A 25,676-nucleotide genomic window follows, 5' to 3' on the forward strand; every position below is an offset into this window, starting at 1 on the left:
GTGTACTCCGTTTGGTTATATGGAGGGTACTAAATAGAAGTGCCCCCCTGATCGACGAGCGGCCGCGAAATCGGCCGTGAGGCGGCCTTAGTCGGCGGGATCGGTTCGCGCGACCCGCTGGTAGCAGTCGAGGAGTCGCCGTCCGACGGTCCCGAGGTCGTGTTCGGCGGCGGTTTCCCGCGCACGCTTCCCGAGTCGCCGACGGAGGGCCGGATCGGCGGCGAGTCGATCGATGGCCTCGCGGAACTCCCGTTCGGTCGCGCACTTGAGACAGTCCACGCCGTCGGTGTAGAACTCGTCGAAGACGGGGATGTCCCGGAGCACGACCGGTTTCCCGCAGGCCATCGCCTCGAGGACCGCGATCCCCTGGTTCTCCTCGTGCGTGGGGAAACAGAAGACGTCGCCCGCGCCGAATGCGATCCGCTTGTCCTCGACCCAGCCCGTAAACGTCACGTTGTCGGGCGGATCGGCCGTCCACCGTCTGACGGTTCGGCTCGCCAGCGGACCGCGATCGTACGGGCCGAACCAAACGAACTCGTACGGCGTCCGGCGCGCGAGCCGGCAGAACGTCGACAGGCCCTTCCGCTCGAAGACGTTGCCGACGGCGAAGACGACGAGGCCGTCGAGGTCGAACCGATCGCGACCGGGCTCGCGAAACCGTTCGTACCCCGCGAGCGACGCCCGGTCGACCCCGTTCGTGATCGGGCTAATCGGCGCGTCGACCGGGTACGATTCGAGGCGGGTTTTCGTCCGCTCGCTCGGACAGCAGACCAGATCGGCCTGCGAGTAGAACCGGCGCAGGTACCGGCCGAGCGGACCCGAGAGCGCGTTCGACCCCCGGAAACTGTCCCGGAAGTCCTCGCGGGTGACGTGGGCGTGCAACACGAGCGGCCGCCCAGTTCGCCTCGCGTGGCGGGCGATCGCGAGCGACCCGGGACCGATGGCGTGACAGTGTGCGACGTCGTAGTCGACGATCGGCGACTCGCCGCGGGTCAGTCGCGCCGGGAGCGTTCTCGCGGAGCCGTTCCAGGGATCGGTGACGACCGCGAGGTCGCCCTCGCGATCGGACTCCTCGGCGATCCGCGAGAGGGCGGTCCGCTGCTGGGCCGCGGCCGTCGAGATGCCGCTTCGCTCGAGAACCGACGGCAGTTCGAGATAGTTGAGCACGCGCACGGGATTCGTCCGAACTGATTTGGGGGAAGCCGAAAACAGTACCGCTCTGTCTCTCTCACATCCCGCCCGGATCGGCCGGCCGAACGGTCCGCGCGGCGGAGCACAACACAAATAGGGCGACCGACGAAAGGTCGGATATGAGCATCGCCGCCGAGCGGATCGATCGCCTCCACGACCTCGCTCGAGCGGCGGCCGCCGAGGGGAAGGACGATCGGGCGCGCTACTACGTCCGTCTCGCTCGCCGTGTCGCGGAGCGAAATCGGCTCACGCTACCGCGGGAGTTCAGACGGTTCACCTGCGACGAGTGCGACGCGTACCTCCGGCCCGGGAAGAACGCCCGCGTCAGGCTGCAGAACGGACACGTGGTGATCACCTGCGACTGCGGCGCCCACGCCCGGTATCCGTATCGGGAGTGACCGTCCGGCGGGCGAGGCGGGACGCACCGTTTTACGAAGATTCAACTGGATCGCACCGCTAGCCGGGGTTATGAACGACGACGAGATGAAGCGGAGAGCCCACGATCTCGACGTGACCGTCTGGGTCGGCAAGAGCGGCATCGATTCGGTCGTCGACGAACTGAACGATCAGCTCGCCGATCGCGACCTCGTGAAGGTGAAGTTCCTTCGGGCGGCGCGAGCGGGCGGGTCGACCGAGGAGAAGGCGGCCGACCTCGCCGATCGTGTCAACGCCGGCCTCGTCGACACGCGAGGGCACACCGCGGTGATGTATCGGTGATGGCACTCCCGCCCCTGCAGGCCGATCCGGCGCAGGGGTCCGACCTCGGTCCGATCGGCGTCGCATTCGGCGCCGCGATCGGAGCTAGTTTGAGCGATCGATAGCCGGATACGGCCGCGTTCCGACCGATCGGCGCGCCCGTAGCGAACGGTAGTTCCGCCGGAACACGCGTCTCGAAAGGATTTTCAATGGTTCCCCTGCGTCCCGTTTCGCCGGGTCGATCGACTTCCGTACGCCAGTTTCGTCGCCCGCGACCCGGCGGTCACGACGCGGCTCGCGTCGTCGAAACGAGGTACACCCCGGCGGCCATGATGGCGCCGCCGAGGACGAACCGGGAACCCAGCGATTCACCGAGCAGGGTCGCGCCGAAGAGCGCGCCGACGATCGGCTGGGCGAAGAAAAACGCCGAGATGACGCTCGCGTCGACGTACTCCATTCCCTTGTACCAGAGATACCACGCCGCGGCCGTCCCGAGCAGGCCGAGGTAGAGGATCGCGACGAGCAGTTCGGGCGTGGGCTCGATCGATCGCAGCGAGGCGTCGGTCACCGCGACCTCCAGCGGGACCAGGACCGCGAGCATCGGGACGGCGGCGACGCAGGAGTACGTCGCCGTCTCGAGCGCGGAATAGCGATCGATCAGCGGTTTGCCCCAGACGGTGTACAGCGCCCAGGTCGCGCTCGCGAGCAGGAGCATGAGGATCCCCGTGGTCGCGGCGCCGGCCAGTTCCGACGGATCGTACTGGCCGGTCAGTACGACGATCGTTCCGCCGGTGGCGAGCAGAACGCCGACCAGCAGGCGCTTCGAGAGTCGTTCGTCGAGGATCGTCACGCCGAGGACGATCGTGAAGATCGGCGTCAGCACGGTGATGAGCGAGCCCTGGCTCGCCGTCGTTAGCGCCGTGCCGAGAAACTGGGTGGCCAGGGAGGCGGCGACCGCTCCGCCGAGCGCGACGAATCCAGCCAGATCGCGCCGGGAGAACCGACGTCTCGGGTACGTCAGGCGAACCACGGTGAGCAACGCGGTCGCGCCGACGACGACGCGCAGAAACGCGAGCGTCAGCGGCGGCACGGTATCGAAGCCCCACTTGCTCACGACGTAGAGTCCGCCCCACAGGGCGGCCGCGGCCAGCGGCGCCAGCGCGAACAGATAGGTCGACATCGTCGCCAACACGGTCTGCGGAGTCGAACCCGACTCCATCGTATCCCAGATCACGTCGAAACGTACGCAGTAGCCGAGGATGGGTGCTCCCGTTAGGATGTTAACCCCGAACTGGCGGCCCCATCAGTTTCGGGCGAACGGTCCGTTCAATCGACGCGAGTGCGATCGTCGCGATCGCTCGACGCGAGCGCGGCCACCGTCGGTCCCAGAAGCTTCCCCTCGGCGCGACGGAGCGTCTTCGAGACGGCGGCGTCCGAGATTCCGAACTCGTCGGCGAGGTCGCCGAGCGTCGCCTCGCGGGGCACGTCGTAGTAGCCCGCGCCGACGGCGCGGCGGATCGTCTCCCGCTCGGTCGCCGTCAGCCGGCGCGCCCCCTCGAGCACCGTCGCGCCGACGCCGCCGGCGCGGACGTCTTCGAGGACCGTGGCCGGATCGAGCCGCCGCCGCGATCGGATCTCGTACTCGTCGTCGTGCGTCTCGAACGCCTCGAGCGCCCCGTCGACGGCGGCTTCGTCGTCGAAGCCGATCGCCCACCGTTCGCTCCCGTCGACGTTCTCGAACGGGCCAGTGAGGTAGCCGTCGTGCTCGACGACCGTCCCCATCATCGTCGTCGTCCCCATCGTGACCCGCGCCCGCGCCGTGGGCCCCTGTTTCGCGAGGAGTTCGAAGGCGTCCGTCTCCTCGTGGGTTCGGATCACGTCCAGACCGCGCTCGACGGCCGTCCGATCGCTCCCCTCGGCGAGGACGCGGAGTTCGAGCTGGGATCGATCGTGGTGGTAGTGCCAGTGGGGGGTCACGAACGCCACGTCGTGGACGGCGCTCGCCGCGCTCAACGGGCAATCGCACTGCCGAACCGTCAGCGCGAGTTCGATCATACGGATGCCTGTCGGCGGACGACCAACCGTGTTGCGGTTGGAGCAGTAAATGGGTGAGCTATCCGACCGGTACGAGTCTCGTGGCCGGGAACGCGTCTCGAACGAAGTGAGAGGCGCGCGACTCGGAGAAAGGCAGGCATATGCCATTACGATCGATCGTGAGCGACCGTCGGGAGCGCGGACCGACGACTGATGTGAACGAGCGACTAACGGGAGCGACGTGAACGGAAGGAGGAGTGGTTTCGTGAGCAAAGCGAACGAAACCTCGGAAGTCGCAGCCCGCACAGCGGAGTGAGCAGGAACGTCTTCCGGTGCTTTTGATCGACCTTTTACCGAGCGTCGACGAGACGTGCGGCAGCGTAGCTGTCGTCGTCGAAGTAGAGCGCAGCGTAAAAGATCGGTAGGTATGAATGCGGAAGCCGCGGTTGCCCGGCGTTCCGGCCGGGGGAATCCCGGTTGCCTTCTCCACCCCGCGACCCGTCGAGCGACAGGTGTCCGGCGGTCCACTGCTCGCTTCCGCGCCTGATGGGCTGTCGCCGATTAACCGCGATGGGTCGTCCCTGCGGACGGCCACCGCGGACCGCTGTCCCCGACGGACGAGGCTTCCACGTTGGCTCCCGGGGCCCCGGCCGGTCTGACCGGACGCCCGCGGTGTTCGGTCCCCGCTGAAGGCCATAGTGCGGGTGGCGAGCAGGGCCTAACTGCCCGACCTATCCACTATCCTGTAGACGATCGGTACTTAAGGGCCTTTCGTCTCCGATCGCGGGACGGCGAGTCAATTGCACTCGGTTAGTTCGGTCTCTTCGACGATCGCCGCCTCGCCGTCGGGGTCAAGCAGCACGGCGCCGGTCGACTCGTTACAGTCGACGTAGCGCTCTGCGACGGTGACGACCTCGCGGTGGTCGTCCCACTCGAACGCGATCGCGTAGCGGTCGCGCTCCCTGAGGTTGACGGCGGCGTAGGTCGATCGGGACAGCCCCACAGTCGCCTCGTACAGCGGTTCGTCGGACGAGTCTGACCGAGCGACGGAGACGGTCGTCTCGATCGCGTCGTCGGTATCGGCCATCGCGACGACCCAGTGGGAGCCGCCGTCGTCGCCGATCCGGACGGCGATCGCGGCGGTCGCATCGTCGGCGCCGTCGACGCCGAGATCGCGCGCGAACAGGGACAGCGGCGGGTCGGCCGCGTCCCCTTCGAGTTCGGTTACCGCAGGCGGCGTCGGCGGGTCGTCGGTCTCGGTGGGGGACCGATCGTCCGCAAAGCACCCCGCGGTGGCGGCGAAGAGGGCAGTGCTAGCGAGGAGGTGACGGCGGCGCATATCATCCCCATTCGGGTTAGAAAATAAATGCTTTCTCGTCGCGAGGAGGAATCGGGAGGCCGGCGCGAAGTGACGGACGCGGACCGGCGGACGGCCCCGGAACGATGCCGGCGGCTGAACCGCCCCTACGCCTCGCCGCCGGCTTTTTCGAGCACGTCGTCGAAGTCGCCCGTTTCGGCGTCGAACTCGGCCGCCGCGTCGGGCGAAATCTCCTCGAGAGCCGCCTCGAAGTGGGCGGCGGTGAGTTCGATCGACTCGACATCTCGCTGCTCGCCGGCCGCGCCGGCGCGGACGTGCTCGCGGACCGCGGTCATCGCGGCCTTGCGCCAGACGGCCTCGATGTCCGCGCCGGTGTAGCCCTCGGTGTCGGTCGCGAGTTCGTCGAGGTCGACGTCGTCCCCTCGATCCGATCGCGGGTGTGGATCGCGAAGATCTCGCGGCGGGCCTCCTCGTCGGATTCGCCGACCTCGACGTGGCGATCGAGCCGGCCGGGCGATGACTCGACCGTCGCAGCCGTCGATCGCGACGAACTCCCCGCTTTTGACGCCGAGTTCCTCCATTGCCGCGCGGTCGATCGATGCGAGCCCGCTTTCCCCGTCCTTCCGTTTGAGCGGTTTTACGCGAAGTCGCATGGTCGTGGCTGAGGTCGGTGGAGTTCTCGCAGCCGGTCGACGCGCGAGTACGACGAGGTCGGGAACAGAACGACCGATCGACGCGACGGAGGCGCGCACGCGCCGACTCCGAGCGGGTGTGGTTCGCCGGCGGAAGCCGGGTGCCGTTACGCCGGCGATCGCGCCGAGGAGTTACTCGCCCTCGAGCGGGATCTCCGTGCTGCGGGTGGACGGGTCGGCCGTCGACAGGGAGGTCTCGAGGGCGCCGTTGGTGTACTGGGCGCCGATCTCGTCCTCGGCGACGTCCTCCGGGAACCGGAACCGACGGTGGTCGGTCTTCTTGCGTCCGCGCTCGTCGTCGACGTGCTCGGCGGCGACGTTCAGGACGCCGTCGTTCCAGGCCAGCGAAATCTCGTCGGTCTCGAAGCCCGGCACATCGATCGTGAGGACGAACTCGTCGTCCTCCTCGTACGGTTCGTAGTCCGTGCTGTCGCGATCGCAGAACAGCCGGGAGGGCACGTCGAGGCCCTGGGTCCAGGTGCTTGGCGTTGGCCGGAGCACCATCGCTGATCACTTCGAATTCAGCTGTCGATTGCATGCGGTTCGTAATAAATCCTTTGAATTATGTGGTATGTTATCTTATCCAAGGTGGCGGCTCGGAGCGTCTTTCTGCCGTCGACGAAAAACGGCGTCGGAACGGACCGGCGAACGTCGACCGAGAAGACGGTACTCACTGCGCCGAGAGCGCCGCGGCCCCGCGGAGAGGAAAAGGCCCATTAGTCAGTCGATATATCTCTCACCCATGGGACTCGGAAGCACCGCGAAGAAGCTGCAGGGACTCTCCGATCGCGCCGAGGCGATGTACAAGCAGGTACAGGAGCTACAGAAACGGATCACAAACCTAGAGGAGGAGGTCGACGACACGCACGATACCGTCAGCCGGATGGATCACCAGCTCGCCGAACAGCGGGCGTTGCTGCTCGCGATCGCCGACGAACACGGCCTCGACGGCGAGCGGATCCTCGCCGAGGCGGCGATCGACGAGGCGGACGACCTCGCGGCCGAGAGCGAAGGCGCCGACGATACGACGGACGAATCCGACGCCGCGTCCGGCACGGGCGACGTGACCGCCGAGTAGCCCGATATCGGCCTCGAAACCGGCCACCGCCACGGTTCCGACCGACCTCCGGTTTTAGTAACAGCTATCAGTCGGGGCAACATTTGCCAGAACCATGACGGCTTACGAGCGACCGCTGGACTCGGTGCTGGAGACGATCGGTCGGACGCCGCTCGTTCGCGTTCACGACGCGCCCGGCGACGTCAGGATCTACGCGAAACTCGAATCGTTCAACCCGGGCGCGAGCGTCAAAGACCGCATCGGCCGGTTCATGCTCGAGCGGATGCTGGAACGCGGCGACGTGCCCGCCGGTGGGACGATCGTCGAACCGACGGCCGGGAACACGGGAATCGGATTCGCGATCGCGGCCGAACAGCTCGGCCTCGACGCGATCTTCGTCGTTCCGGAACGGTTCAGCGTCGAAAAACAGCAGCTGATGGCCGCGCTGGGCGCCGAGATCATCAACACGCCCACCGAAGACGGAATGGACGGCGCGATCGAGCGCGCACACCAACTCGCGGCGGAGCTGGACGGCGCGGTCGTCCCGCAGCAGTTCTCGAACCCGCTGAACACGCAAGCGCACTACGAGACGACCGCCCCCGAGATCTACGCGGCGCTCGACGACGAAGTGGGCGCCGTCGTCGCCGGCTGCGGCACCGCGGGAACGCTCATGGGGCTCGCCCGCTACGCGCTCGAGCAAGATTCCGAGACGTACGTCGCCGCGGTCGAACCCGAGGGATCGCTGTACGGCGAGTTCCTCGGCGAGGACCGCGAGGAGGGCGAGTACAAGATCGAGGGGATCGGCACGCACAACGTCGAGACGAACGAACTGTTCGACCCGGAGCTGGTCGACGACGTCTACGCGGTTCCCGATCGGATCGCGCACGAAGAGTTGAAACGGCTCGCACGCGAGGAGGGCCACCTCGTCGCCTCGAGCGCGGGCGCGGCCTGTGCCGCCGCGAAGCGGGTCGCCAGGCAGATCGACGCCGGGACCGTCGACGCGCCACACGACACGATCGTCACCATCTTCCCCGACTCGAGCGAACGCTACCTCTCGAAGGGAATCTACCGATCGTTCGAGGAGTGGACGTCGTAAGAGGTCCGGGGACTACGACGGGGACGCCGGTTCCAGTTGCATACACGCCGCGACGATCGCGTCCAGTTCCGGCGTCTCACCCGTTCGTTCGACGCGCCCTCGCTCGTGGTCGTAGTCGACGACGTTCGCGGCGGCCAGCGCCGGGAGGTGAACGTGGTGGAGGAGTCCGTATATCTCGGTAACGAGGTCGCCCGAGACGTCCGTTATCGGCCGCTCGCGTTCTCGCGTTGCGAGTTCCTTCGCGAGATCCTGCGCGGTGAGCGTTCGATCGGCGTCGGCAAGAATCGCGAGCACGGCCCGGCGACGCTCGTTTCGACACAGAGCGAGCGCCGTATCGAGGGGTGACGAGTCCGCTTTCATACTCGTCGTAGGCGGTGATCGGCGATGAGTACGCACGCTGTTATCACAGTCCTTTAAGGCGCGCGGGAGGGCTACTCCGACGGTGCGGTGACGATCAGGGTCTCGCCGATCAGGGAGTGGTACCCGCGGTGGAGCCGCTGGGAGAGCGACTGCTGGCTGATGCCGAGTTCCGCGGCGATATCCGTCAGCGTCACGTCCGACGACGTGAAGTAGTCCAGCTCCCAGGCGGTCACGAGCGCCTCGTGTTGTTTCTCCGTGAGTCCGTACTGACTCCCCGACAGCGGCTGTGCGAGTTCGTGTAACTGGATCAGCTGAAAGGGGATGTCGTTGTCGTCGCAGTAGCCTCGAAACTTGTCGAGTCGCTCCCGATCGTCGAACCGCATCCGTAACTCCCACCGGCCGTCTTGTCCGGTCGCCTCCAGAATCGTCGCGCCGATCTGGGTGTACGCGTAGACGATCGTCCCGACGTTGTCGGTCCAGTCCGCCCGGTAGAGGGTGGCACGATCGAACTCGTCTAACGTCCGGAGGTTGCGGACCGACGGATCGTCCACCACGGCCGCTTCGAACGCGTCGGGGTCGTCGCTGGCGACCCAGAAGTACGGCGTCAGGATCTTCTCGGTGGCGACGACTCGCTCGATCTCTATCGTCGTCCCGGGCGATTCGTGTAGCGTTTGGGAGAGCGCGAAGGCGTCGGAGGGGACGTGGAATTCTCCGAAGAGACTCATGCTCCCGGCAGGATCGCAGCGGTGATAAGCAGAGCGCCTCTCGAAGTCGACGGCAGTCCCGCGGTCTCGATCGACGGGCGACGAGAGGCGATCGGAAGGACGAGACCACCCGCGAGGATTCCCGGCACCACGTCGAACGCGATACTACTCCAGCGGTTCACGCCACCAGTCGCCGGTGTTCGACCATCAGACAGCGATCCTGGACGACGTCCCGACCCGCCGCTTCCGCGCGGGCGGCCGCCTCGTCGTCGCGGATCCCCTGCTGGGTCCAGATGACGTCGACGTCGTCGCGGGCGATCGCCTCGTCGACGACGCCGCCGACCTCCTCGCTCGGCCGGAACACGCAGACGAGGTCGATTTCCTGCTCGACGTCGGTCAGCGAGTCGTACGCCTCGCGACCGAAGATTTCGTCGGCGAAGGGGTTGACCGGGACCACGTGGTATCCGTGCTCGACCATGTACCGCGGCACGTCGTGGGCTGCCTTCCCGGGCATGCTCGAACAGCCGACGACGGCGATCGTCTCGGCGCGCGATTCGATGATCTCCCGAACGGCTTCGTCGGAGTCGATCGGCATACGCAGCGGTACGCAGTCAGCCGATAAACGTTCCGGGGTCGAGGCAGTGCAGTATCGAGGTTTGATCCCCCGCGGCGCACCATTGGTCCAGAACGGCAGCGAACGTAATCCGGAGCGGACGTTCAGGTCGAGAGCCCGGCGGTCCGAATCTTCGGCTCGTCTTCGTCGTCGGACGCTTCGACCTCGATGACCGCGTCGAACAGCTGTTTGAGCGTGTTCATCGTCTGATCGTCATGGGCCGTCGAGTCGATGACGTAGACGCCGAGGGCTTCCGCGCTCTGGATTCGCCCGGTAAAGACGTGGAGAAATCGAAACACGGTCTGCAGGTTCGAGTACATGAGCAGGGTCGAAACCGAGTACAAGAGGACGCGACTCTCCGTCCGACCACGGCCCTCGTAAAACTCCTGGAGGAATTCGGAGAGTTTGATCCCGATTCCCGTCATATCGACCGGCGACGAGGCGTATTTGATTCGGGAGTCGTCGTCGACCGCGCCAATCCCGCGCTGTTTCGTCACGCAGTCGACGACGCCGATATCGGCGTCTCCGTCGACCTGCGCAGTGTACTCGTCCAGGACCTTATCCGCGCTGTCTTTCGTGGTGATGATGATCGACCCGTCACCGCGATCCGCGCCGCTCGCGAGAATATCGAGCGCGATCTGGCGCTTACCGGTCAGTGGAGGGCCCGCGATGAGCACGTTCGACCCGGGATCGAGTTCAGCGTCCGGGAGGACGTCTGCGAGGTCATACATACCAGATACTCACATCCATCACCAGCGTCCGATCGACCGCTGCTGGTACCGTTGTCTACTCCGTCGTGTGGTATGAAAATGCAGCAACCAGCTTATAATACTTTTCATTACTGTAGTTCCCGGCTCTGGCGGGCGATTTCGATCGCCGAGCGCATCCGCGTCGTCGCGTCCGCCGCCCCCGATTAGTTCGCGACCGGAACGCCGAGCGCGGCCCGACCGACGACGAACGCGAGCGTCGCGACGAACATTCCGTATTTGAGATACGACTGGCCAGCCGTCGGATCGTCGAAACTCTCGTAGGCCGCGTACAGCATGATCGCGTCCGCCGGCAGCACGACCGCGAGGTACGCCTCCTCGAAGTAGCCGAGCAGGTACGGCAGCGGACTGGCCAGCACCGCGAGCACGAGCAATCCCGCCGCGACGACCAGCGCCCGCCGATCGCCAATCGCGATCGGCAGCGTGTTTAGCCCCTCCTCGCGATCGCCCGCGAGGTCCTCGACGTCCTTGATGATCTCCCGGGTCAGCGTCGCGACCGCCGCCAGGAGGAACAGCACCGCCGCCGGCACGCCGAGGGCGCCGACCGCGGCCGCCCCGAACAGGAACGTACTCCCCACGAGGGACGCGACGAGCGCGTTTCCGACCCCCGGAAGTCCCTTGAACAGTTCGGTGTAGGCGATCAGCGCGACGAGGTTCACGGCCGCGATCGCGACCGCCACCTTCGGCAGGGTGAGCGCGACCGCGACGGCCGCCGCGAAGAGGACGCCGCTGAACGCCAGCGCTCCTCGCGGGCTCACCGCCCCGCGCGGAATCGCCCGCTGCGGCTGGTTAATCCGATCGATCTCGCGATCGAAGTAGTCGTTGATCGCGTTTCCGGCGCCGACGGCCAACCCGGTCGCGGCCACGGCCGCCGCGACCGCGATCGGCTGGTCCGCCGCGCCGCCGGCGACGAAGGCGCCGACGAACGTCAGCACGCTCGCCGCGATCGCGTTTACCGGCCGTGTCAGCTCGAGCAACCCGCGGGCCGTCTCCGCCGCTGTCATACCGGAAGGTGCTCAGTCGGAGCGGTTAAACGGTACGATCCGCGGACAATACCTGTACAGACGGGATCGAACGAGGAGGGGCGATCGGCGGCCCTACTGCCAGTCCTCGAGATCGCAAAGCCCCTCGGCTTCGATCGAGAGCCACTGCGTGACCCGATCGTCGCCGCGGGCGTCGACGGGGACGGCCGTCCACGTGTCCTCGTCGTCGGTGAGTAGCTCGAGCGGCGCTGCTACGGTCCGACTGTCCTCGGGGCGGGAGGCCTCGTGTACCGTCATGGCACGTGTTCAAGTCGTCTCGCCAGCCCCATGACCCCCGCAGGCGGTTTTCAGCCAGTGAGAAGTGGTGCGGGCCGATCGGTGTGTCGAAACCTGTCGAAACCGGTTCGAATCGAGTGACTTATACGGGACCGACAGGAAAGAAACGGTGCGGGCGCTTAGCTCAGTCTGGACAGAGTGCTTGGCTTCGGACCAAGTTGTCGCGGGTTCAAATCCTGCAGCGCCCATCCCGACACTTCTCGGCGTGAATTGACCGGACAGCGGCCGATTTCGATGCCTGAGCGCCGGCCAGCACCGTTTGATTTCAACACGTGACGGGTCGGTCGTCGCTCCCGTAAGGCAAAAGGTTCGCTACAACTTCGGCTGCCCACCAACTCCGCAAAGTAACTAATTTGGCTTTGTTGAAACTCTTGTTCGGTGATAGTCTATCGAGGTAATGCTGAATACAGAGCACAAATCTTGCACTGGATAGTGGAGGCTTTTAACGAAACTATCGACAGTAAATGTAGACACTACGGCTACTACGTTGGCGTATCAGGCCTTGGCTCCTGCTACGCCGCCTCCGATTGCCGCGCCGCAGTGACCACACGCAATCAGGTAGAATCGTTTCGACGATGCGAAAAATCCAATAGAAGCGTCCATTTCTATGAACTCAACATCCTCTTTCTCCGAGAGCGTTACTTCACAATCAGAGCAGTGTACCATGCACGTTCTATTTTTGATAAGAAATAATAAGTTTTGTCCACAACCCATCCGTTGGAAGTTCACGGGCATGCTGACTATATCCTCTGTATTCAGCACGTTGCTCCTAACAGCCACCAGTGAAATCAAACACCGTTTCGTTACCTGCTTACCCTATACAGAACAGATCTCTACTGCATTTTTGCGCTAGTAAAATGCGATCGGTGACGCGTTGCCCGACAACCGATCGTCGAAAAGGCAGTGAGTTCGCCCGTCACCCCCCTGTGCCTCTGACCACCCCTTATCGGGTCGTCATCCGACGGTTTCCGATGACTGCCCGGAAAGCGTATACACTGGCGATCTACACAGACACTCAGGCGGCCCTATGAATTTATGAGGGAGGGGAGAACCAGTACGGCCGCTCATGAGTGGAATCAACGGCTTCTACGCCGATAGCCGCAAAGTGACGCAAGGTGATGGGGCGAAACTGGTCGTCATCCCTGCACCGATCGTCGCACTACGATGGTACAGGCGCGATCCACGATTGTGGGATGACGATTGCTCACGAGAACGAGGCTAGTGGGACCGAGTGAACGGACGAGTGATGATCGTCATTTGTGTCAAGTACCTGTCTAATCCGCCCAGGATTGAGCCCAAACAATCAAATAGAATACATTATCGAGATGTCGGTTAGTATCGTTGTTGTTCGGTTTTTCGGCGAGTATTCCGTTTCTGACGAACCATCACAATCATTCGTATCGATTCAACGATAATCCTTATACACGCCGAGTTAATTCGCTGAGACAGGATGGCACGAGAGAGTTGGGCAAGCCGCGCCGGATTCATTCTAGCCGCGGTCGGAAGCGCGATCGGATTGGGGAACATTTGGCGGTTTCCATGGATGACCGCGGAGAACGGCGGAAGCGCCTTTCTGCTGTTGTATCTGCTCATCGTCCTCGTCGTCGGAGTGCCGGGGCTGCTGGCCGCGTTCGTGATTGGTCGGCGGTCGAATCGAAACCCGGTCGGGGCGTTCAAATCGCTCGCCGGTTCGCGCGCATGGACAGCGTTAGGCGCGCTCTGTGTCGTCACCTCGATCATGCTGATGTCGTTCTACAGTGTCGTCGGTGGCTGGATCCTTCGGTACTTTCTCGAGAGCGCAACGGGCGCCTATTTTGCGGCCCCTGAGACCCACTTCGCGGCGATCAGCTACGGTGCCGAAGCGTTCGGCTACCAGCTCGCTGTCCTCGCGGCCACAGCCCTGATCGTCACCGCGGGGATCAGACGCGGCATCGAGGCGACGACGAAGGTGATGATGCCCAGCATCGTCGTGTTGCTCATCGCGCTCGCGATCTGGGCGGCCCAACAGCCTGGTGCCGCGCAGGGGTATGAATTCTACCTCGGATTTGACGGCGCCTACCTCGCGGAGAACTTTTTGTCGGTGCTGGGATCGGCCGCCGGCCAGGCCTTGTTCACCCTCTCAATTGGTGGTGGAACGATGATCACTTACGCCTCCTACGTCGACGATGATCGTTCGCTGCCCCTCGACGCCTCCGCCATCGCTGTGCTCAATCTCGCCGTCGGCATCCTGGCCGGACTCGTGGTGTTCCCGCTGCTGTTCTCGTTCGCGCCGGGCCCGACTGAGGGCGGTCCCGGCGCTTTGTTCGTCGGTATCGCTGGCGCGTTCACGAACCTGCCCGGTGGACGACTCCTCGGCGCGGTCTTCTTCTTCGTCGTTCTCCTCGCAGCCCTGACGAGCCTGATCAGCATGCTCGAGATCCCGGTCTCGCTCTTGGTCGACGAGTTCGACCTCGAGCGGTCGACGGCGACCTGGGGGCTGTTCGTGTTGGTCGCGCTCGCCGGTGGCGTGAATGCGTTCAGCCCCGCGGTGTTCACGTTGTTCGCGGACCACCTCGTCGATCTATTCTTGGTGCTCGGCCTGACCGGGTTCATGGTGTACACGGCCTGGGTGCTCGGTCCGGCCGCGATCGATGAATTCCTCAACGGCGCGGGACCGATCTCGCGTCCGTTAGCGATCCCGTGGCGGTACGCGATCGGGACCCTCTTCCCGACGTTCCTGCTCTTTACGTTCTACGCCGACGTCACGGTCCTTATCGGGTTCTCGGCGGGAACGGGGCTGTTGCTGGTCGTGACGCTGCTAACGCTGGTGCCGTTTGTGTTGGTGGCCCGCCGTTCCGTTTCCAAGAATCGACCTCAATCGACCGAGAACATGGACTGACGATCAGTCAGCTTGGTGACCTGGACCTTTTGTTCCAAGCCGCCGATTCGGTGGTCGAGAAGTTTGAATCTCAGCCGACAACGAAAAAGAAGTTACAGACACTACTCAGAATCAACTACGGTCGGCCGGCGCCGTCGACGGCGGCCGCGACCGTCGCACAAGTGAGCCGCCAAGAGTACGCGATTGCCAGCCTACGTTAGAACAAATCAGTCGATATTCTCAAATTCGCTCGCATCGATCTCTCCTCCGAGATACGCACGGCCTCGATCAGTTCATCACCCCCACACGTAGGCTACGCTGGATGCGAACGCGATCCGTTCTCTGTTCACGACGGGTTTCATAGCTACACAGACCGTGGGTCCGTCGATAAGAACGGAAGCCCGATCGCTGGACCCGCATCTCTGCGCGAGGTATTTATGAACTCTAGTTCGGCAAGAGCGGACAGCAGGAGTGCTCGGCTGCTTCCGGTACCACGCCGCGCCTTCGAGTCGGTGTGCATCCGTAACCCGTAGCCGGCGTTCTATCGACGTCACATCCGATGATTTCGCCCGTTTCGTTCGATCCCTGGATGCCGCCGGCATCCGTATTTAAGGGGTGTGCACACTCGCCGGTCTGGCGGCTGTCCTTCCCTTGCTATCGGCGCCCCGCGCTTCGGAGGGGGCGAGGGCTGAGCCGATGTCATCGAACCGAGCGGACCCGATTCACGTGTTCCCTACGACATGGCGGACGCCGCGGCGACTGAAACTCGCGGGCCTCGCGGGGATCATCGGCGGGCTCGTCCTAGCTAGCCTCTCGATCAGCCGAGCTGGACCGGTATCGATCCCGGAGCAATTAGCCGGATAACGCCGATCGGCTACGCCCTGCTGGTAGTCGCGTTAGCGGGAGGCCACGCTCGATACGGACCCAGGTACGGAAACGCCGGACGGGGCGTCGCCGTTGCGCTGGCCGTGTCGGTGATGAGCTATGCGGGCACGATCGTCGTGCTGGGAATAACTCGTGGACTGTTCGGAATCCCGATCTCGCCGGTGGCGACCCTCGTCAGCGCCGCGTCCTTCGGGATACGGATTTTCGGCTCGCTTTACGGAATCGTCCTCTGGACGAGGACGAACGCGAGCCGGCTATCGGCCGGGCTGTTCGCCGTGACTCTCCCGGCCGTGTTCGTCCTCAGTCCACTCGTTCTCGTCGGAGTACCGGCAGTAGGGATCGAAGCGCCGCTCTACCTCGCGTTCATCGCACTCGGCGTTGACCTCCTCACTGCCGACGTGGAACCGGCGGCAGAAAATACGACGACGAACGGCTGAGAAGGTCGCTATCCGAAGCCGGATCGAATCGGTGCGAGTGTGCCCCCGAGAAGTCACACAGCCGACGGCCGGGGATGAACACGTAGGGGAAAGGGTGTTCCCCGTCACGATTGTACGCCCGCACGATGAGCGATCGAGACCTCGATTGGACGTTCGAGACCGAGTTCGCCGGCGCACTCGAGACGGTCCCGGACGAGCACCGCGATCCCGAGCGATTCGTCCCCGGTCGCGGGCCGCTGTCCGCGGACGTGGTGCTCGTCGGCGAAGCGCCGGGCAAACAGGAGGTCGCCCAGGGCGAACCCTTCGTCGGCCAGGCCGGCGCGCAGCTGGACCGCGCGCTCGAGACGATCGACCACGATCGGGGGGACCTGTACATCACGAACCTCGTGAAGGTCCGGCCGCCGGAGAACCGCGATCCGCACGTCGCCGAGATCGAGGGGTGGTGGCCCGTGCTCGAGGCCGAGATCGATCGCGTCGATCCCGCGGTGCTCGTCCCGCTCGGGAGTTTCGCGGCGCGGCAGATCCTCGATACCGACGAGACGATCACCGACCTGCACGGCCGGGAGATCGAACGGGAGGGACGGCTCGTCGTGCCGTCGTTTCACCCGGCTGCGGCGCTGTACGATCGGAGCAAGGTCGAGGTGATCGAGACGGATCTGGCGGCCGCGTTCGACCGAGCCTGAGCGGTGAGGCGCGCGCTGCGGCCGATCGGGACGACGGCCGGATCAGCCGGCCGAAAGCGCCTCGTCGATTCGCTGCTCGAGATCGGCCAGTTCCTCGTGGAGACCCTCGTCCACGTCGGCGTCGGCGAGCCGATCGGCCAGCCCCTGCAGCCGAGAGACCTTCTCGCCCTCGTCGACGCCCGTCTTCTGGACGTACACCTGTTCGTCGACGTCGTAGACCGCGTCCTCGTCCAGATCCGTCGCCGCCAGAACGACGTCTAACTTCTCTCGATCGACGCCGAGGACCCACTCGTGCGGGATGCCGTGCTCGTCGAGCGCGTCCAGGACGACCTCGTCGTCTTTGGGGTGCCGCCGCTCGCGGGTGGTTCGCCGGATCGTCCCGAACCGCCCGTGCAGCCGTTGCTCGGGGCCGAGTCGATCGAGCAGGGGCTCTCTCGCGCCGCGTCTGAGCCGATCGGCGCCGCGCTGGACGTCCGAGAGGAGCACGTACAGGTCGGTCAGCGTCTCGGTGTCGAGCGCCGGCAGATCGTCCGCGTCGGCGTCCAGTCGATCGAGCAGGTCGGCGAGCAACACGGCGTCGTCGTGGACGCGCTCGGGTCTGGTCCGCGCCTCCTCGGGCGGCACGAGGTGCGGGCTCTCTCCCGCGGTCGCCTCGTCGTCTCGGGAGAGCGTCTCGCCGTCGGAGCCGAACTCCTCCGAGAGGCTCAACACGGCCGCGTACGGTTCGACGCCCGGCGGGAGCGCGTCGATCGAGAGCGGGCCGTCGTCGAGACGATCGATCAACACGTCGAACTGCGCCTGGCGGAGCGATCGGTCCTCGCCGCTGTCCCGAAACCGGACTGCGATCCGGTCCTCGTCGACCGCCTCGATCTCGAACGATCGCTCCGAGACGGGCGTGACCAGCACCGTCCCCGGATCGAGACTGTCGCAGACGTGCTGAAGACGATGCCAGAGTTCGCTCATGGGTGATCGTTTGCTCCGAATCCGCAAAAGTGACGGCCGCGTACTCGCCGGGTTCGGGTTCGGTCGCCCCCGGCGGCGGGACCGATCGCGATCGATTTCGGCGGCTCTACGGCACTTCGGCGAGTCACCCTGTACGTCGAACAGCTACCGATCGGCCGTAGCCGTCGCGTGAGTACTCGAGCCGTCGCCAGATTTATGAGATCCCGTCGTCTCTCGATTACCATAGTTACAGTCTCCCTCGGCACTCAAACGGGTGTTAGTACTCCGATGATGACAGTCGCCCCCGAGCGAATGACGGCCGGCCGGCCGCGGACGCTCTCGACGCTCACCGCGCGAGTGATGAACGGGACTCGATATCTCCTGCAGGCCCTGGCCGTTCCCATCGCCCTGATGCTCGCCGTCGTCGCCGCGCGCACGGATTTCGACCGGAGTCGCTCCACGAGCTGGCTCTTCATCGGCGGCCCGCTCCGGATACTCGGACTCGTCGCGTTCGCGTATCGAAACGAAGCCGGAACCGACGCATGACGTTGCGGTCTCTCGCGCGGATTCTCCAGCGGGTGCGACCGGGGCGGTCGAACGCGCCGTCGACGAGCGCGACGGAGTACCACTTCGTCACTCGCTGGCGCGTGCAGGGGACCGTGGAGGAAGTCGCCGACGTCCTCTCGGACCCCACAGACCTGCCGCGCTGGTGGCCCTCCGTGTACCTCGACGCGCAGTTGACGAAGCCGGGCGACGAGGACGGTATCGGCAAGGAGGTTTCATTGTATACGACGGGGTGGCTGCCCTACACGCTGCGCTGGGATTTTCGCGTCACGGAATCCGACTACCCGCACGGATTCGCCCTTGAGGCGCAGGGCGATTTCGTCGGACGAGGGGAGTGGACGCTGCGCCAGGACGGCGACCAGGTAGCGGTGACCTACGAGTGGCGGGTGCGCGCCGAGAAGCCGCTACTGCGCCGATTCTCGTTCCTGTTGCGTCCCGTCTTCGAGGCGAATCACCAGTGGGCGATGGCCCGCGGAGAGGAGAGCCTGCGTCTGGAACTGGCCCGTCGCGCGGCAACCGGGGACGAACGCCACCAGATACCACCGCCGCCCGGCCCGACCTCTCTTCGCACCGTGTTGTCACCGAAAACCCTCTTCGGGCTGATATCCACGGCCGTCGGCTCCGTCGCAGGCCGCCGCCGTGACGATAGTACGTCGTCCGACTAGCGCGGCCGAGTTCCGTCGGGCGTTCGCCCGCTTCGCGTGGACCCCTAGGCCGAATCGGCACAGGAAGAACAGGTCGAACCCGGTCCAGTAGTCCGACCGTCCGGTCCCGATAGCCGTTCGCTACGGTTCGTGGCTGGTCGTGGAATATCGGAATCCACAGGTTCCCCGCCGGATCGCACCGCAGATCGGTAGCTTTCGCACCTGGTGATGAACTAACGCGTCGCACACCATCGGCAGGAATATTTATGACTGCGAGTGACTACCGGGTACGATGATGCTGTAACGTCCGTTCGCATTTTCCGTTTTCTCCGCACTACGCACGTCCACGTAGAGTGGGGTCAAGCGCCAACCTCACAGAATCGAGGCTCCCACACGGGGAGCGAATGCACCGCTGCGACCTTCACGAAGAAATGCAACTATCCATCCAGTTTCCGGTCCTGAAGGGCCGGACGACGCACGAACGACCGATCGGTTCGGAACTCGAGCGGACGCCGGCTGAACCCGATTCCGCGGCGGAGAACGCACGATGAATTCCGACGACGAAATCTATCCGATGCCGATGTTCGATCGCCTCGAGGTTTCCGACGTCACGCAGTCGACCGAGTGGTACCGGGACGTCCTCGGTTTCGGGATCATCTTCCAGATGCCGGGTCTCACCCACCTTCGCTATCGGAAGTACGCCGACATCCTGCTCGTCCCGAGCGAGGCCGAGATCGATCCCGATGGGCAGGGACGCGGCGTAGACATCTACTTCACCGTCGAGAGCGAGACCGTCGCCGACATCGCCGAGCGGGCGAAACAGGCTGACACGATCGTCGAGGGGCCATCCGAAACCGCGCACAATACGCGCGAGGTCGTGATCGCCGATCCGGACGGATACACGTTGGTGTTCACCGAACCCGTCGATCCGACGCGAACGTTCGAGGATGTAACGGGAGTGGAGTTCGAGCCCTAATTATCGGGATCCCGATCGGCCCGCAAGCGGGTTCGACACCGGACTGGTGGCGTACTCGTGACGCTTTCCCTCCAGTCGCATCGTCGTCAGCGCCTTGTGCGTCGCCGGATCGGCGAACAGCGCGGTCTCGTCCCGATCGACCCGCGCCTCCGGGACCGACCCGTCGCTGCGGACCGCGTCGAAGGCCGAGCGGCAGCGCTCGCGAACGATCGCCCAGCAGTCGTCGGCTTCGAGCGGCGTCGACTCGATCAGCGCGACGAACAGTTCGGTCAGGTGGTTCTGAAACAGCGCGTAGTAGAGCTTCCAGTAGAGGTCCCGCTCGCCGTCGGCCTCGAGGTCGGAGTTCGGGTAGATACCCATCGACAGCCCCCGATCGGCCAACCGGCCCTCGTGGACGCGGATGCCGCCGAAGTCGCGGACGAGCGTCGCGACCGGCCGACCGCCCTCGAAGACCACGTAGCTGTTCTGGAGGTGTGATTCGAGCGCGATGCCGTACGCCGAGAGCAGACGGAGTTGATCGGGAACGACGGCCTCGACGTACGCGGTGACGAAGGATCGCGCCCCGTCCGCGAGAGCAGTCGTCTCGGTCGCCGCCGCGTACCGATCGACGGCCTCGCGGACCAGGGGGACCCCCGTCGGGGGTGAATTCGCGACGAGCGCGGCGGCCGGAACGACGCGTCGATCGTCGCCGGCGAAGCGGTGATTTCGGGGATTCGATCGGAGCAACGCGGAGAGGTGCCGGACGTCGTGGTACGCCTCGCCCTCGACGTGGGGGCCGCCGGGCGGGTAGTAGCAGGTCCCCGCGGGTTCCGCGAGGAAGCCGAGGGTCGAAAACGCCTCCTCGGCGGCGATCGCGTCGAGCAGTCGCGTCGCGCGCGGACCGTTGTGGACCGCCTGCGGGGAGACCGTCCGCTCGACGTTGGTCAACTGGACGCCGATCGCGAGTTTGCAGTGGGGCGGCGCCTCACTGGTCTCGCCGTCCTCGGTCTCGTCGCCCCGGAACGGCACGACGGTTCGGAGGTTGAGCAGCGGCGTCGCCGGCCGCGTGTACCCCGGAATCGGAACGACCGTTTCGTCCCGCCGTCGGTCGTCGTACCGATCGAGGATCTCGTGGTAGAACTGCCACGGGTGAACGGGAATCGCCACGTACTCGTCCGCGTCGGACGGGACCGTCCGCGAGACCGCCTCGCCGAGCCCGTCGAACGCCGCGTAGAGCCGATCTGTGAGCGACCGATCGTCGATCGACGTCTCCCGCGCCCGATCGGCGCGGACGGCGACGAAGTGAACGTCGATCGCGTCCGTACACTCCGGAGCGTACGTCAGCCCGTCCGTCGCCGACATGCCGCAGCGGATCTTCGCGCTCGGGTGCAGCGGGTGGCCGTCGGTCACGAGTCGCTCGAGCGCGGCGGGAGCGTCGGCGGCGGGGATGCGATCGACGATCGAGTCGGCGCCGCCGCCCACCCTCGAAGCGAGGCCAAGGACTGGCTCGCCGGGCTCGAATTCGGCCGCGTGGATCCGGTGAACCGCGCGAGCCAGCGCGAGGTTCGCGGTGCTCTCGGCCAGTTCGCGTTCGATCCGATCCGCCTGCGCATCGTCGCAGAACGCGCCCGCTCGTCGGAGCGGGGGAACGAGTTCGGTCGGGTGGGCGAGCGTCCGGACTCCGTCGGCTGTCGCCAGACGGATCGGCTCCGCGAGACGCAGTCGATCGTAGCCGTAGCGCCCGTCGATCGGCGCGGCCACGACGGTTTCGGAGTCCGGCATCGGCAGTACTGCGATTCGATCGCACGCGTCCGGAACCCGCGACTCGAGGGGCGGCTCGTCCGCGTCTTCGGACCGGGGGAGCGCGGCGCGGATCGCGGCCGCCGCGTCGTCGACGGCGCGGATCGTCGATTCGGACAGCGCGTGGGGATCGCCGCGGAGCAGGCCGCGAACCAGCCGTCGGGAAACGATCGATCGCGCGATCGGGAGCGCCGCGAGATACGCGCGTTCGGGCGGGGGCTCGAGGCCGTTCGCGTCGGCGTACCGCGTCGCAGCGGCGAACGCGTCCCGCTCGGCGTCGGTTCTGGGGCGCACCGCGAGCGGATCGGTCCGATCCGTCATCGTCGTCCCATACGAGCAGTAGCACCAAGAAGTCCGTGCAGGGTTTCCAAAATCGAACGCCGCGATCGACCTCGTGGACGAACGCGGTCCGGCGGGCGATCACGGATGCCACTGAAGCCCGGCGTGTCGAACCGCATACCCGCGCTCGCCGCAGGCGGGACAGACGGTTCCGCCGCGATCCCGATCGAGCGGCCGCTCCGGAATCCGGTGTTCGTGCTCGCAGTTCGCGCAGACGATCGTGACTGGCAGGGTGACCACCTCCGACGTCCGCGGTGGGGTCGGTCGGCTCGCGCCGACTACTCGTCCGCGGCGGGCGAGTCCGTGATCATGACGACCGCCTCGCCGTCGACGACGGTCTCGTCGTCGCTCGTCACGGTCGTTCGGACCCGGTACTGGTCGTCGCCGAGCATCTCGACGATCTCGCACTCGGCGGTGACCTCGTCGTCGATGTCGACCGGCGCGAGGAACTCGAGGTCCTGCGAGAGGTAGATCGTGGTTCCTGGGAACCGGGCCAGCGCGGCGCTGATCGTCCCGCCGACGAGCGTTCCGTGGGCGATACGCCCGCCGAATCGGGTTTCCTCGGCGAACTCGTCCTCGAGGTGGAGGCGGTTCGTATCGCCGCTGACCTGCGCGAACGCAGAGACGTCGGCCTCCGTGATCGGCTTCCCGAACCGGACGACGTCGCCGACGCCGAGCTCGTCGAGGTCGTCCGTCGATCGCTCCGTCGTCCACTGTTCGTCGCCGTACGCGACCGCAGAAACCGGCGTGGGCGTCGACGTTGACGCGTCCCGCGACGGGGACGCTGTCGACGCGGACGGTGTCAGCCCCATCGCCGCCAACACGGCGTTGTTGGCCTCGACGTAACTGTTGATCACGTGCTGCGAGATGGTCGCCCAGTGCTCGTTGATCGACGTCGCGTCGGCGTCGTCGGAGTGCGGTGATTGGCTACTCATTGGTTACTCGACGCGCGACGGATCGATCGCCGGAAGGACGTTCCGTGGCCGACGGATCCGCGCAGTTCCGAGTGTCACCCCGCCCTAACACGTCGGGAACCTTCTATTCGGCTCCAACACACTTTGGGCGAGGCGGAGACCGATCGATTCGATCGGCCCGAAAACGGACGGGTGCGTACCGGTACGCGGGCGATCACGCACCGACGCGATCGTCGAGGAACGCCGTACTGGCGTCGTTGAACGCTTCCGGACGATCCTGGTTGACGAGGTGGGCCGCCCCGTCGATCGTCAGCCAGGTGCCGTCGGCGACGGTCGCCGCGACCCGCCGGCCCTGCTTCTTCACGAGCGGGGCCTCGTGGGCGCCGTGGATCACGAGCGTCGGCGTCGCCACGCGATCGAGCGCCGGCGGCTCGTACCGATAGAGCGCCCCGAACACCTTCCGGAACTCGGATCGCGACACGTCGCCGACGGCGTCCAGCGCGGTTTCGCGAACCTCGGGCGTACACGCTAGCCACGGCTTGCCCGTCGTCGTCCGGATGGAGCCGAGCATCGTTCGAAAGGTCGTCTTCGGCCCCGTCATCGCGAGCGAGGTCGAGAGCAGCGGCAGCGGCGACGCGGCCGATTTGACCCCCGGCGGCAGATCGATCGGCGGCAGCGACCGGATCGCGCCGCCCAGGATCGCGCCCGAAGCCCGATTAGGGTGTCGGGACAGGTACTCCTGGACGATCATCGATCCCAGCGAGAGCCCGCAGAGAACCGGGTCCTCGAGGTCGAGGTGGCCGAGCAGCGCCTCGAGGTCGTCGGCGAAGAGTTCGATCGAGTATCGATCCGGCTCGGTCGGGCCCGTCTTGCCGTGACCCCGGACGTCGAGCGTGACGACCCGGTACTCGTCGGCGAACCGATCGACCTGCGGGGCCCACGCCTCGCCGTTCATCCAGCCGCCGTGGACGAAGACGAGCGGTGATCCGTCGCCCGTCGTCTCGTACCAGATGGTACCGTTTTCGCGCGTAAGTTCTGGCATCTCACTGTTCTGGGGGTCGGAGACCTAAAGTTCGCCGGGTTGCGTTTCGGTTGGCGCGATCGGGGGGTTCGCCGCCGGTGGCCGTCCCGATCAGTGCCTACGGAATACCCGGTCAGGTGTCGCCGCGAGCGTCGACGTCGGTCCCCACCCAGCGTTCCCAGAAGGTGCTGAATTCGGACTCGTCTTCGGTGATTCGCTCCCACTCGGCCAGCCCGCGCTCTTCGCGAGTGCCCGGAATCGTGTTGTCGAGGACGACCGCCGCGAGGCCGCCGACGGCCATGCCGGTCGAACCGACGATGTACACCGTGTCGACGGCGACCCGTGCGGCGGCCTCGAGCCAGACCGGCAGCGTCGACAGGGCGGCCTCGAGGCCGACCGCGTCGCGGAACGCGAGCGTGCTCTCGAAGTTTCCCATGTACGCCGGGATCGCCAACCCGACGAACAGCGCGAACCCGATGATGAAGACGTTTCGTGAGGAGTCGAGGTCGACGTGTCGGAGGTTCGAGACGCCGACGGCGACGATCTGGGCGAACATGGCGATGAACAGGCCGCCGACGATCGGATCCGGAATCGTCGCGACCAGCTGGCCGAAGTAGCCGACGAAGCCGAACACCAGCATGACGACGGCGCCGATCTGGACGACGTACCGCGACGCCACGCCGGTCAGGCCGATCGCGCCGATGTTCTCGGAGTAGGAGGTCGAGCCGCCGGTGCCCATGATCCCGGAGAAGACGTTCATCAGCCCCTCCATGCCGATGCCGTGGTTGATCCGTTTCTCGCTGGGCGCCGCGGAACCGGTCAGGTTGGCCACGGCGTAGTAGTCGCCGACGCTCTCGACGATCGAGGCGAGCACGCCCGCGAACATGCCGACGACGAACGCCGCCGTAATCTCGGGCGTTCCCCACTGGAACGGATAGATCAGCAGGAACGGCTGCGCCTCGGCGACGTCGCCGAGCGCGACGTATCCCGGATGCGTGTCGCCGATCGTCCCGGTCACCGACAGCGCCGCGGCGACGACCCAGGCGATCACGAGCGCCAGGATCACCGGGTACAGCTGGAACGCGCGGTGTTTGACGTCGAGGTACTGCGAGAACAGCAGAATGAGTCCCAGCGTCAGCCCCAGGAGCCACCAGCTCTGGTTTGGGCCCGTGATCTGGGGCGCGTCGAACAGCGCCAGCCCGATCAGGGCGATCGTCGGGGCGATGACAACGGGCGAGAGGAAACGTCGTAATCTTCCGACGAGGCCGAAGTATCCCATCGCCACCTGCACCGTCGCGGCGACGATGATCGCCCCCTGTAACTGGAGCAAGGCGTCCTGCCAGTTACCACCGGTGTCGCCGTTCGTAACGACGATCACGATCGCCAACGCCGGCGCGAGCATCGAGAACGGCGCCCCCTGGACGATCGGATAGCGGTTTCCGAACGTCGTCTGCGCCAGCGTCGCGATCCCGGAGACGACGAAAAAGGTGCCGACGAACTGGGCGGTGACCTCGGGGTACTCCATCATCCCCATCGCGTCCGCCAGAATCAGCGGCACGGCGATGTTCGCCCCGACCATCGTCAGGTAGTGCTGGACGCCGAGCACCACCGACTCGTCGATCGGCGGCCGATCGTCGATTCCGTACTCGATGTCGTCGCTGACGTCGCGGGTGCCCGCGGCGTCGGCGTTCCCGGTACGTGGTTCGTCCCCCTCGTCAGGCATCTCGTCGGATAACGTGTGAGGGTGGTCAAATGGCTGCCGATCCGTCGTCGCAGAGCTGTCACGCG

28 protein-coding genes, 1 tRNA gene and 1 other RNA gene are annotated in these 25,676 nt (G+C 65.6%); 11 read left to right on the forward strand and 19 right to left on the reverse strand.

Going from position 1 to position 25,676, the window contains the following annotated elements; genetic code table 11:
* Window positions 1-87: 87 nt before the first annotated feature.
* A complete protein-coding gene (locus MUH00_RS14815) occupies window positions 88-1,173 on the reverse strand; it encodes a glycosyltransferase family 4 protein (protein WP_246999856.1) in 1,086 nt (361 codons plus the stop codon).
* Window positions 1,174-1,310: 137 nt separating this feature from the next.
* On the opposite strand from MUH00_RS14815, the gene MUH00_RS14820 reads away from it, so the two are divergent.
* Together MUH00_RS14820 and MUH00_RS14825 are read left to right on the forward strand one after the other, a co-directional pair.
* Entirely contained in the window at window positions 1,311-1,589 is a 279-nt protein-coding gene (locus MUH00_RS14820) for a ribonuclease P protein component 4 (protein ID WP_246999857.1), read from the forward strand.
* 70 nt (window positions 1,590-1,659) lie between these two features.
* Window positions 1,660-1,908 (forward strand): YhbY family RNA-binding protein, encoded by a 249-nt coding sequence (locus MUH00_RS14825; protein WP_246999858.1) that lies wholly within the window; start codon window positions 1,660-1,662, stop codon window positions 1,906-1,908.
* Window positions 1,909-2,170: 262 nt separating this feature from the next.
* Here the strand turns inward: MUH00_RS14825 and MUH00_RS14830 are convergent, their stop codons facing one another.
* From MUH00_RS14830 to MUH00_RS14855, 6 genes are all read right to left on the reverse strand, one after another.
* Window positions 2,171-3,106 carry a DMT family transporter gene (locus MUH00_RS14830; RefSeq protein WP_247003981.1) on the reverse strand — a complete coding sequence of 312 codons (936 nt, stop codon included), beginning with the start codon at window positions 3,104-3,106 and terminating at the stop codon, window positions 2,171-2,173.
* Between the two features lie 107 nt (window positions 3,107-3,213).
* Entirely contained in the window at window positions 3,214-3,942 is a 729-nt protein-coding gene (locus MUH00_RS14835) for a helix-turn-helix domain-containing protein (RefSeq protein ID WP_246999859.1), read from the reverse strand.
* A 409-nt stretch (window positions 3,943-4,351) separates the two neighbouring features.
* An RNA gene (gene ffs / locus MUH00_RS14840) (signal recognition particle sRNA) lies at window positions 4,352-4,663 on the reverse strand.
* A 54-nt stretch (window positions 4,664-4,717) separates the two neighbouring features.
* Entirely contained in the window at window positions 4,718-5,260 is a 543-nt protein-coding gene (locus MUH00_RS14845; RefSeq protein ID WP_246999860.1) for a flagellar basal body L-ring protein FlgH, read from the reverse strand.
* A gap of 125 nt (window positions 5,261-5,385) precedes the next feature.
* Window positions 5,386-5,892 (reverse strand): hypothetical protein, encoded by a 507-nt coding sequence (locus tag MUH00_RS14850; protein ID WP_246999861.1) that lies wholly within the window; start codon window positions 5,890-5,892, stop codon window positions 5,386-5,388.
* Between the two features lie 171 nt (window positions 5,893-6,063).
* Window positions 6,064-6,435 (reverse strand): Hsp20/alpha crystallin family protein, encoded by a 372-nt coding sequence (locus tag MUH00_RS14855; protein ID WP_246999862.1) that lies wholly within the window; start codon window positions 6,433-6,435, stop codon window positions 6,064-6,066.
* Between the two features lie 238 nt (window positions 6,436-6,673).
* Between MUH00_RS14855 and MUH00_RS14860 the strand changes: the two genes are divergently transcribed.
* Both MUH00_RS14860 and MUH00_RS14865 read left to right on the forward strand, forming a co-directional pair.
* Window positions 6,674-7,009: a DUF5798 family protein gene (locus MUH00_RS14860; protein WP_246999863.1), complete on the forward strand. Its 336-nt coding sequence runs from the start codon at window positions 6,674-6,676 to the stop codon at window positions 7,007-7,009.
* Window positions 7,010-7,103: 94 nt separating this feature from the next.
* Complete coding sequence (locus tag MUH00_RS14865; RefSeq protein WP_246999865.1) at window positions 7,104-8,084, forward strand: PLP-dependent cysteine synthase family protein; 981 nt, start codon at window positions 7,104-7,106, stop codon at window positions 8,082-8,084.
* Window positions 8,085-8,096: 12 nt separating this feature from the next.
* Here the strand turns inward: MUH00_RS14865 and MUH00_RS14870 are convergent, their stop codons facing one another.
* The 6 genes from MUH00_RS14870 to MUH00_RS14895 all read right to left on the reverse strand — a co-directional run bounded on the left by MUH00_RS14870 (window position 8,097) and on the right by MUH00_RS14895 (window position 11,808).
* Window positions 8,097-8,378: a DUF7344 domain-containing protein gene (locus tag MUH00_RS14870; protein ID WP_246999867.1), complete on the reverse strand. Its 282-nt coding sequence runs from the start codon at window positions 8,376-8,378 to the stop codon at window positions 8,097-8,099.
* Window positions 8,379-8,515: 137 nt separating this feature from the next.
* On the reverse strand, window positions 8,516-9,169 hold the full coding sequence (locus tag MUH00_RS14875; protein WP_246999869.1) for a helix-turn-helix domain-containing protein: 654 nt from the start codon (window positions 9,167-9,169) through the stop codon (window positions 8,516-8,518).
* Between the two features lie 157 nt (window positions 9,170-9,326).
* Window positions 9,327-9,743, reverse strand: a complete 417-nt coding sequence (locus tag MUH00_RS14880) for a CoA-binding protein (RefSeq protein ID WP_246999871.1) — start codon at window positions 9,741-9,743, stop codon at window positions 9,327-9,329.
* 122 nt (window positions 9,744-9,865) lie between these two features.
* Window positions 9,866-10,492: an RAD55 family ATPase gene (locus MUH00_RS14885; protein WP_246999873.1), complete on the reverse strand. Its 627-nt coding sequence runs from the start codon at window positions 10,490-10,492 to the stop codon at window positions 9,866-9,868.
* 182 nt (window positions 10,493-10,674) lie between these two features.
* Window positions 10,675-11,532, reverse strand: a complete 858-nt coding sequence (locus MUH00_RS14890; protein WP_246999875.1) for a geranylgeranylglycerol-phosphate geranylgeranyltransferase — start codon at window positions 11,530-11,532, stop codon at window positions 10,675-10,677.
* Between the two features lie 93 nt (window positions 11,533-11,625).
* The gene (locus tag MUH00_RS14895; protein WP_246999877.1) at window positions 11,626-11,808 is read right to left on the reverse strand and encodes a DUF7511 domain-containing protein; all 183 of its coding nucleotides are present in this window, start codon (window positions 11,806-11,808) and stop codon (window positions 11,626-11,628) included.
* Between the two features lie 152 nt (window positions 11,809-11,960).
* Between MUH00_RS14895 and MUH00_RS14900 the strand changes: the two genes are divergently transcribed.
* The 4 genes from MUH00_RS14900 to MUH00_RS14915 all read left to right on the forward strand — a co-directional run bounded on the left by MUH00_RS14900 (window position 11,961) and on the right by MUH00_RS14915 (window position 16,709).
* A tRNA-Arg gene (locus tag MUH00_RS14900) sits at window positions 11,961-12,035 on the forward strand.
* 1,262 nt (window positions 12,036-13,297) lie between these two features.
* Complete coding sequence (locus MUH00_RS14905) at window positions 13,298-14,725, forward strand: sodium-dependent transporter (RefSeq protein ID WP_246999879.1); 1,428 nt, start codon at window positions 13,298-13,300, stop codon at window positions 14,723-14,725.
* 956 nt (window positions 14,726-15,681) lie between these two features.
* A complete protein-coding gene (locus MUH00_RS14910; protein ID WP_246999880.1) occupies window positions 15,682-16,026 on the forward strand; it encodes a hypothetical protein in 345 nt (114 codons plus the stop codon).
* Between the two features lie 125 nt (window positions 16,027-16,151).
* Window positions 16,152-16,709 (forward strand): uracil-DNA glycosylase, encoded by a 558-nt coding sequence (locus MUH00_RS14915; RefSeq protein WP_246999882.1) that lies wholly within the window; start codon window positions 16,152-16,154, stop codon window positions 16,707-16,709.
* Between the two features lie 42 nt (window positions 16,710-16,751).
* On the opposite strand, the gene MUH00_RS14920 is transcribed toward MUH00_RS14915, so the two are convergent.
* Window positions 16,752-17,672 carry a DUF7983 family protein gene (locus tag MUH00_RS14920; RefSeq protein WP_246999884.1) on the reverse strand — a complete coding sequence of 307 codons (921 nt, stop codon included), beginning with the start codon at window positions 17,670-17,672 and terminating at the stop codon, window positions 16,752-16,754.
* Window positions 17,673-17,939: 267 nt separating this feature from the next.
* On the opposite strand from MUH00_RS14920, the gene MUH00_RS14925 reads away from it, so the two are divergent.
* From MUH00_RS14925 to MUH00_RS14935, 3 genes are all read left to right on the forward strand, one after another.
* Window positions 17,940-18,197, forward strand: a complete 258-nt coding sequence (locus MUH00_RS14925) for a hypothetical protein (protein WP_246999886.1) — start codon at window positions 17,940-17,942, stop codon at window positions 18,195-18,197.
* Complete coding sequence (locus tag MUH00_RS14930) at window positions 18,194-18,880, forward strand: SRPBCC family protein (RefSeq protein WP_246999888.1); 687 nt, start codon at window positions 18,194-18,196, stop codon at window positions 18,878-18,880. The genes MUH00_RS14925 and MUH00_RS14930 overlap by 4 nt, the downstream gene beginning before the upstream one ends.
* 526 nt (window positions 18,881-19,406) lie before the next feature.
* Window positions 19,407-19,835: a VOC family protein gene (locus tag MUH00_RS14935; RefSeq protein WP_246999890.1), complete on the forward strand. Its 429-nt coding sequence runs from the start codon at window positions 19,407-19,409 to the stop codon at window positions 19,833-19,835.
* On the opposite strand, the gene MUH00_RS14940 is transcribed toward MUH00_RS14935, so the two are convergent.
* The 5 genes from MUH00_RS14940 to MUH00_RS14960 all read right to left on the reverse strand — a co-directional run bounded on the left by MUH00_RS14940 (window position 19,836) and on the right by MUH00_RS14960 (window position 25,611).
* Window positions 19,836-21,935, reverse strand: coding sequence for an IucA/IucC family protein (locus tag MUH00_RS14940; protein WP_246999892.1), 2,100 nt, complete (start codon window positions 21,933-21,935; stop codon window positions 19,836-19,838).
* A gap of 99 nt (window positions 21,936-22,034) precedes the next feature.
* Complete coding sequence (locus tag MUH00_RS14945) at window positions 22,035-22,193, reverse strand: hypothetical protein (protein WP_247004087.1); 159 nt, start codon at window positions 22,191-22,193, stop codon at window positions 22,035-22,037.
* Between the two features lie 38 nt (window positions 22,194-22,231).
* On the reverse strand, window positions 22,232-22,888 hold the full coding sequence (locus MUH00_RS14950) for a MaoC family dehydratase (protein ID WP_246999893.1): 657 nt from the start codon (window positions 22,886-22,888) through the stop codon (window positions 22,232-22,234).
* Between the two features lie 193 nt (window positions 22,889-23,081).
* On the reverse strand, window positions 23,082-23,909 hold the full coding sequence (locus MUH00_RS14955; protein WP_246999895.1) for an alpha/beta fold hydrolase: 828 nt from the start codon (window positions 23,907-23,909) through the stop codon (window positions 23,082-23,084).
* A 112-nt stretch (window positions 23,910-24,021) separates the two neighbouring features.
* Entirely contained in the window at window positions 24,022-25,611 is a 1,590-nt protein-coding gene (locus tag MUH00_RS14960; protein WP_246999897.1) for a uracil-xanthine permease family protein, read from the reverse strand.
* Window positions 25,612-25,676 lie beyond the last annotated feature (65 nt).

It is taken from the genome of Halosolutus gelatinilyticus (assembly GCF_023028105.1).
Classification (GTDB): Archaea; Halobacteriota; Halobacteria; order Halobacteriales; family Natrialbaceae; genus Halosolutus; species Halosolutus gelatinilyticus.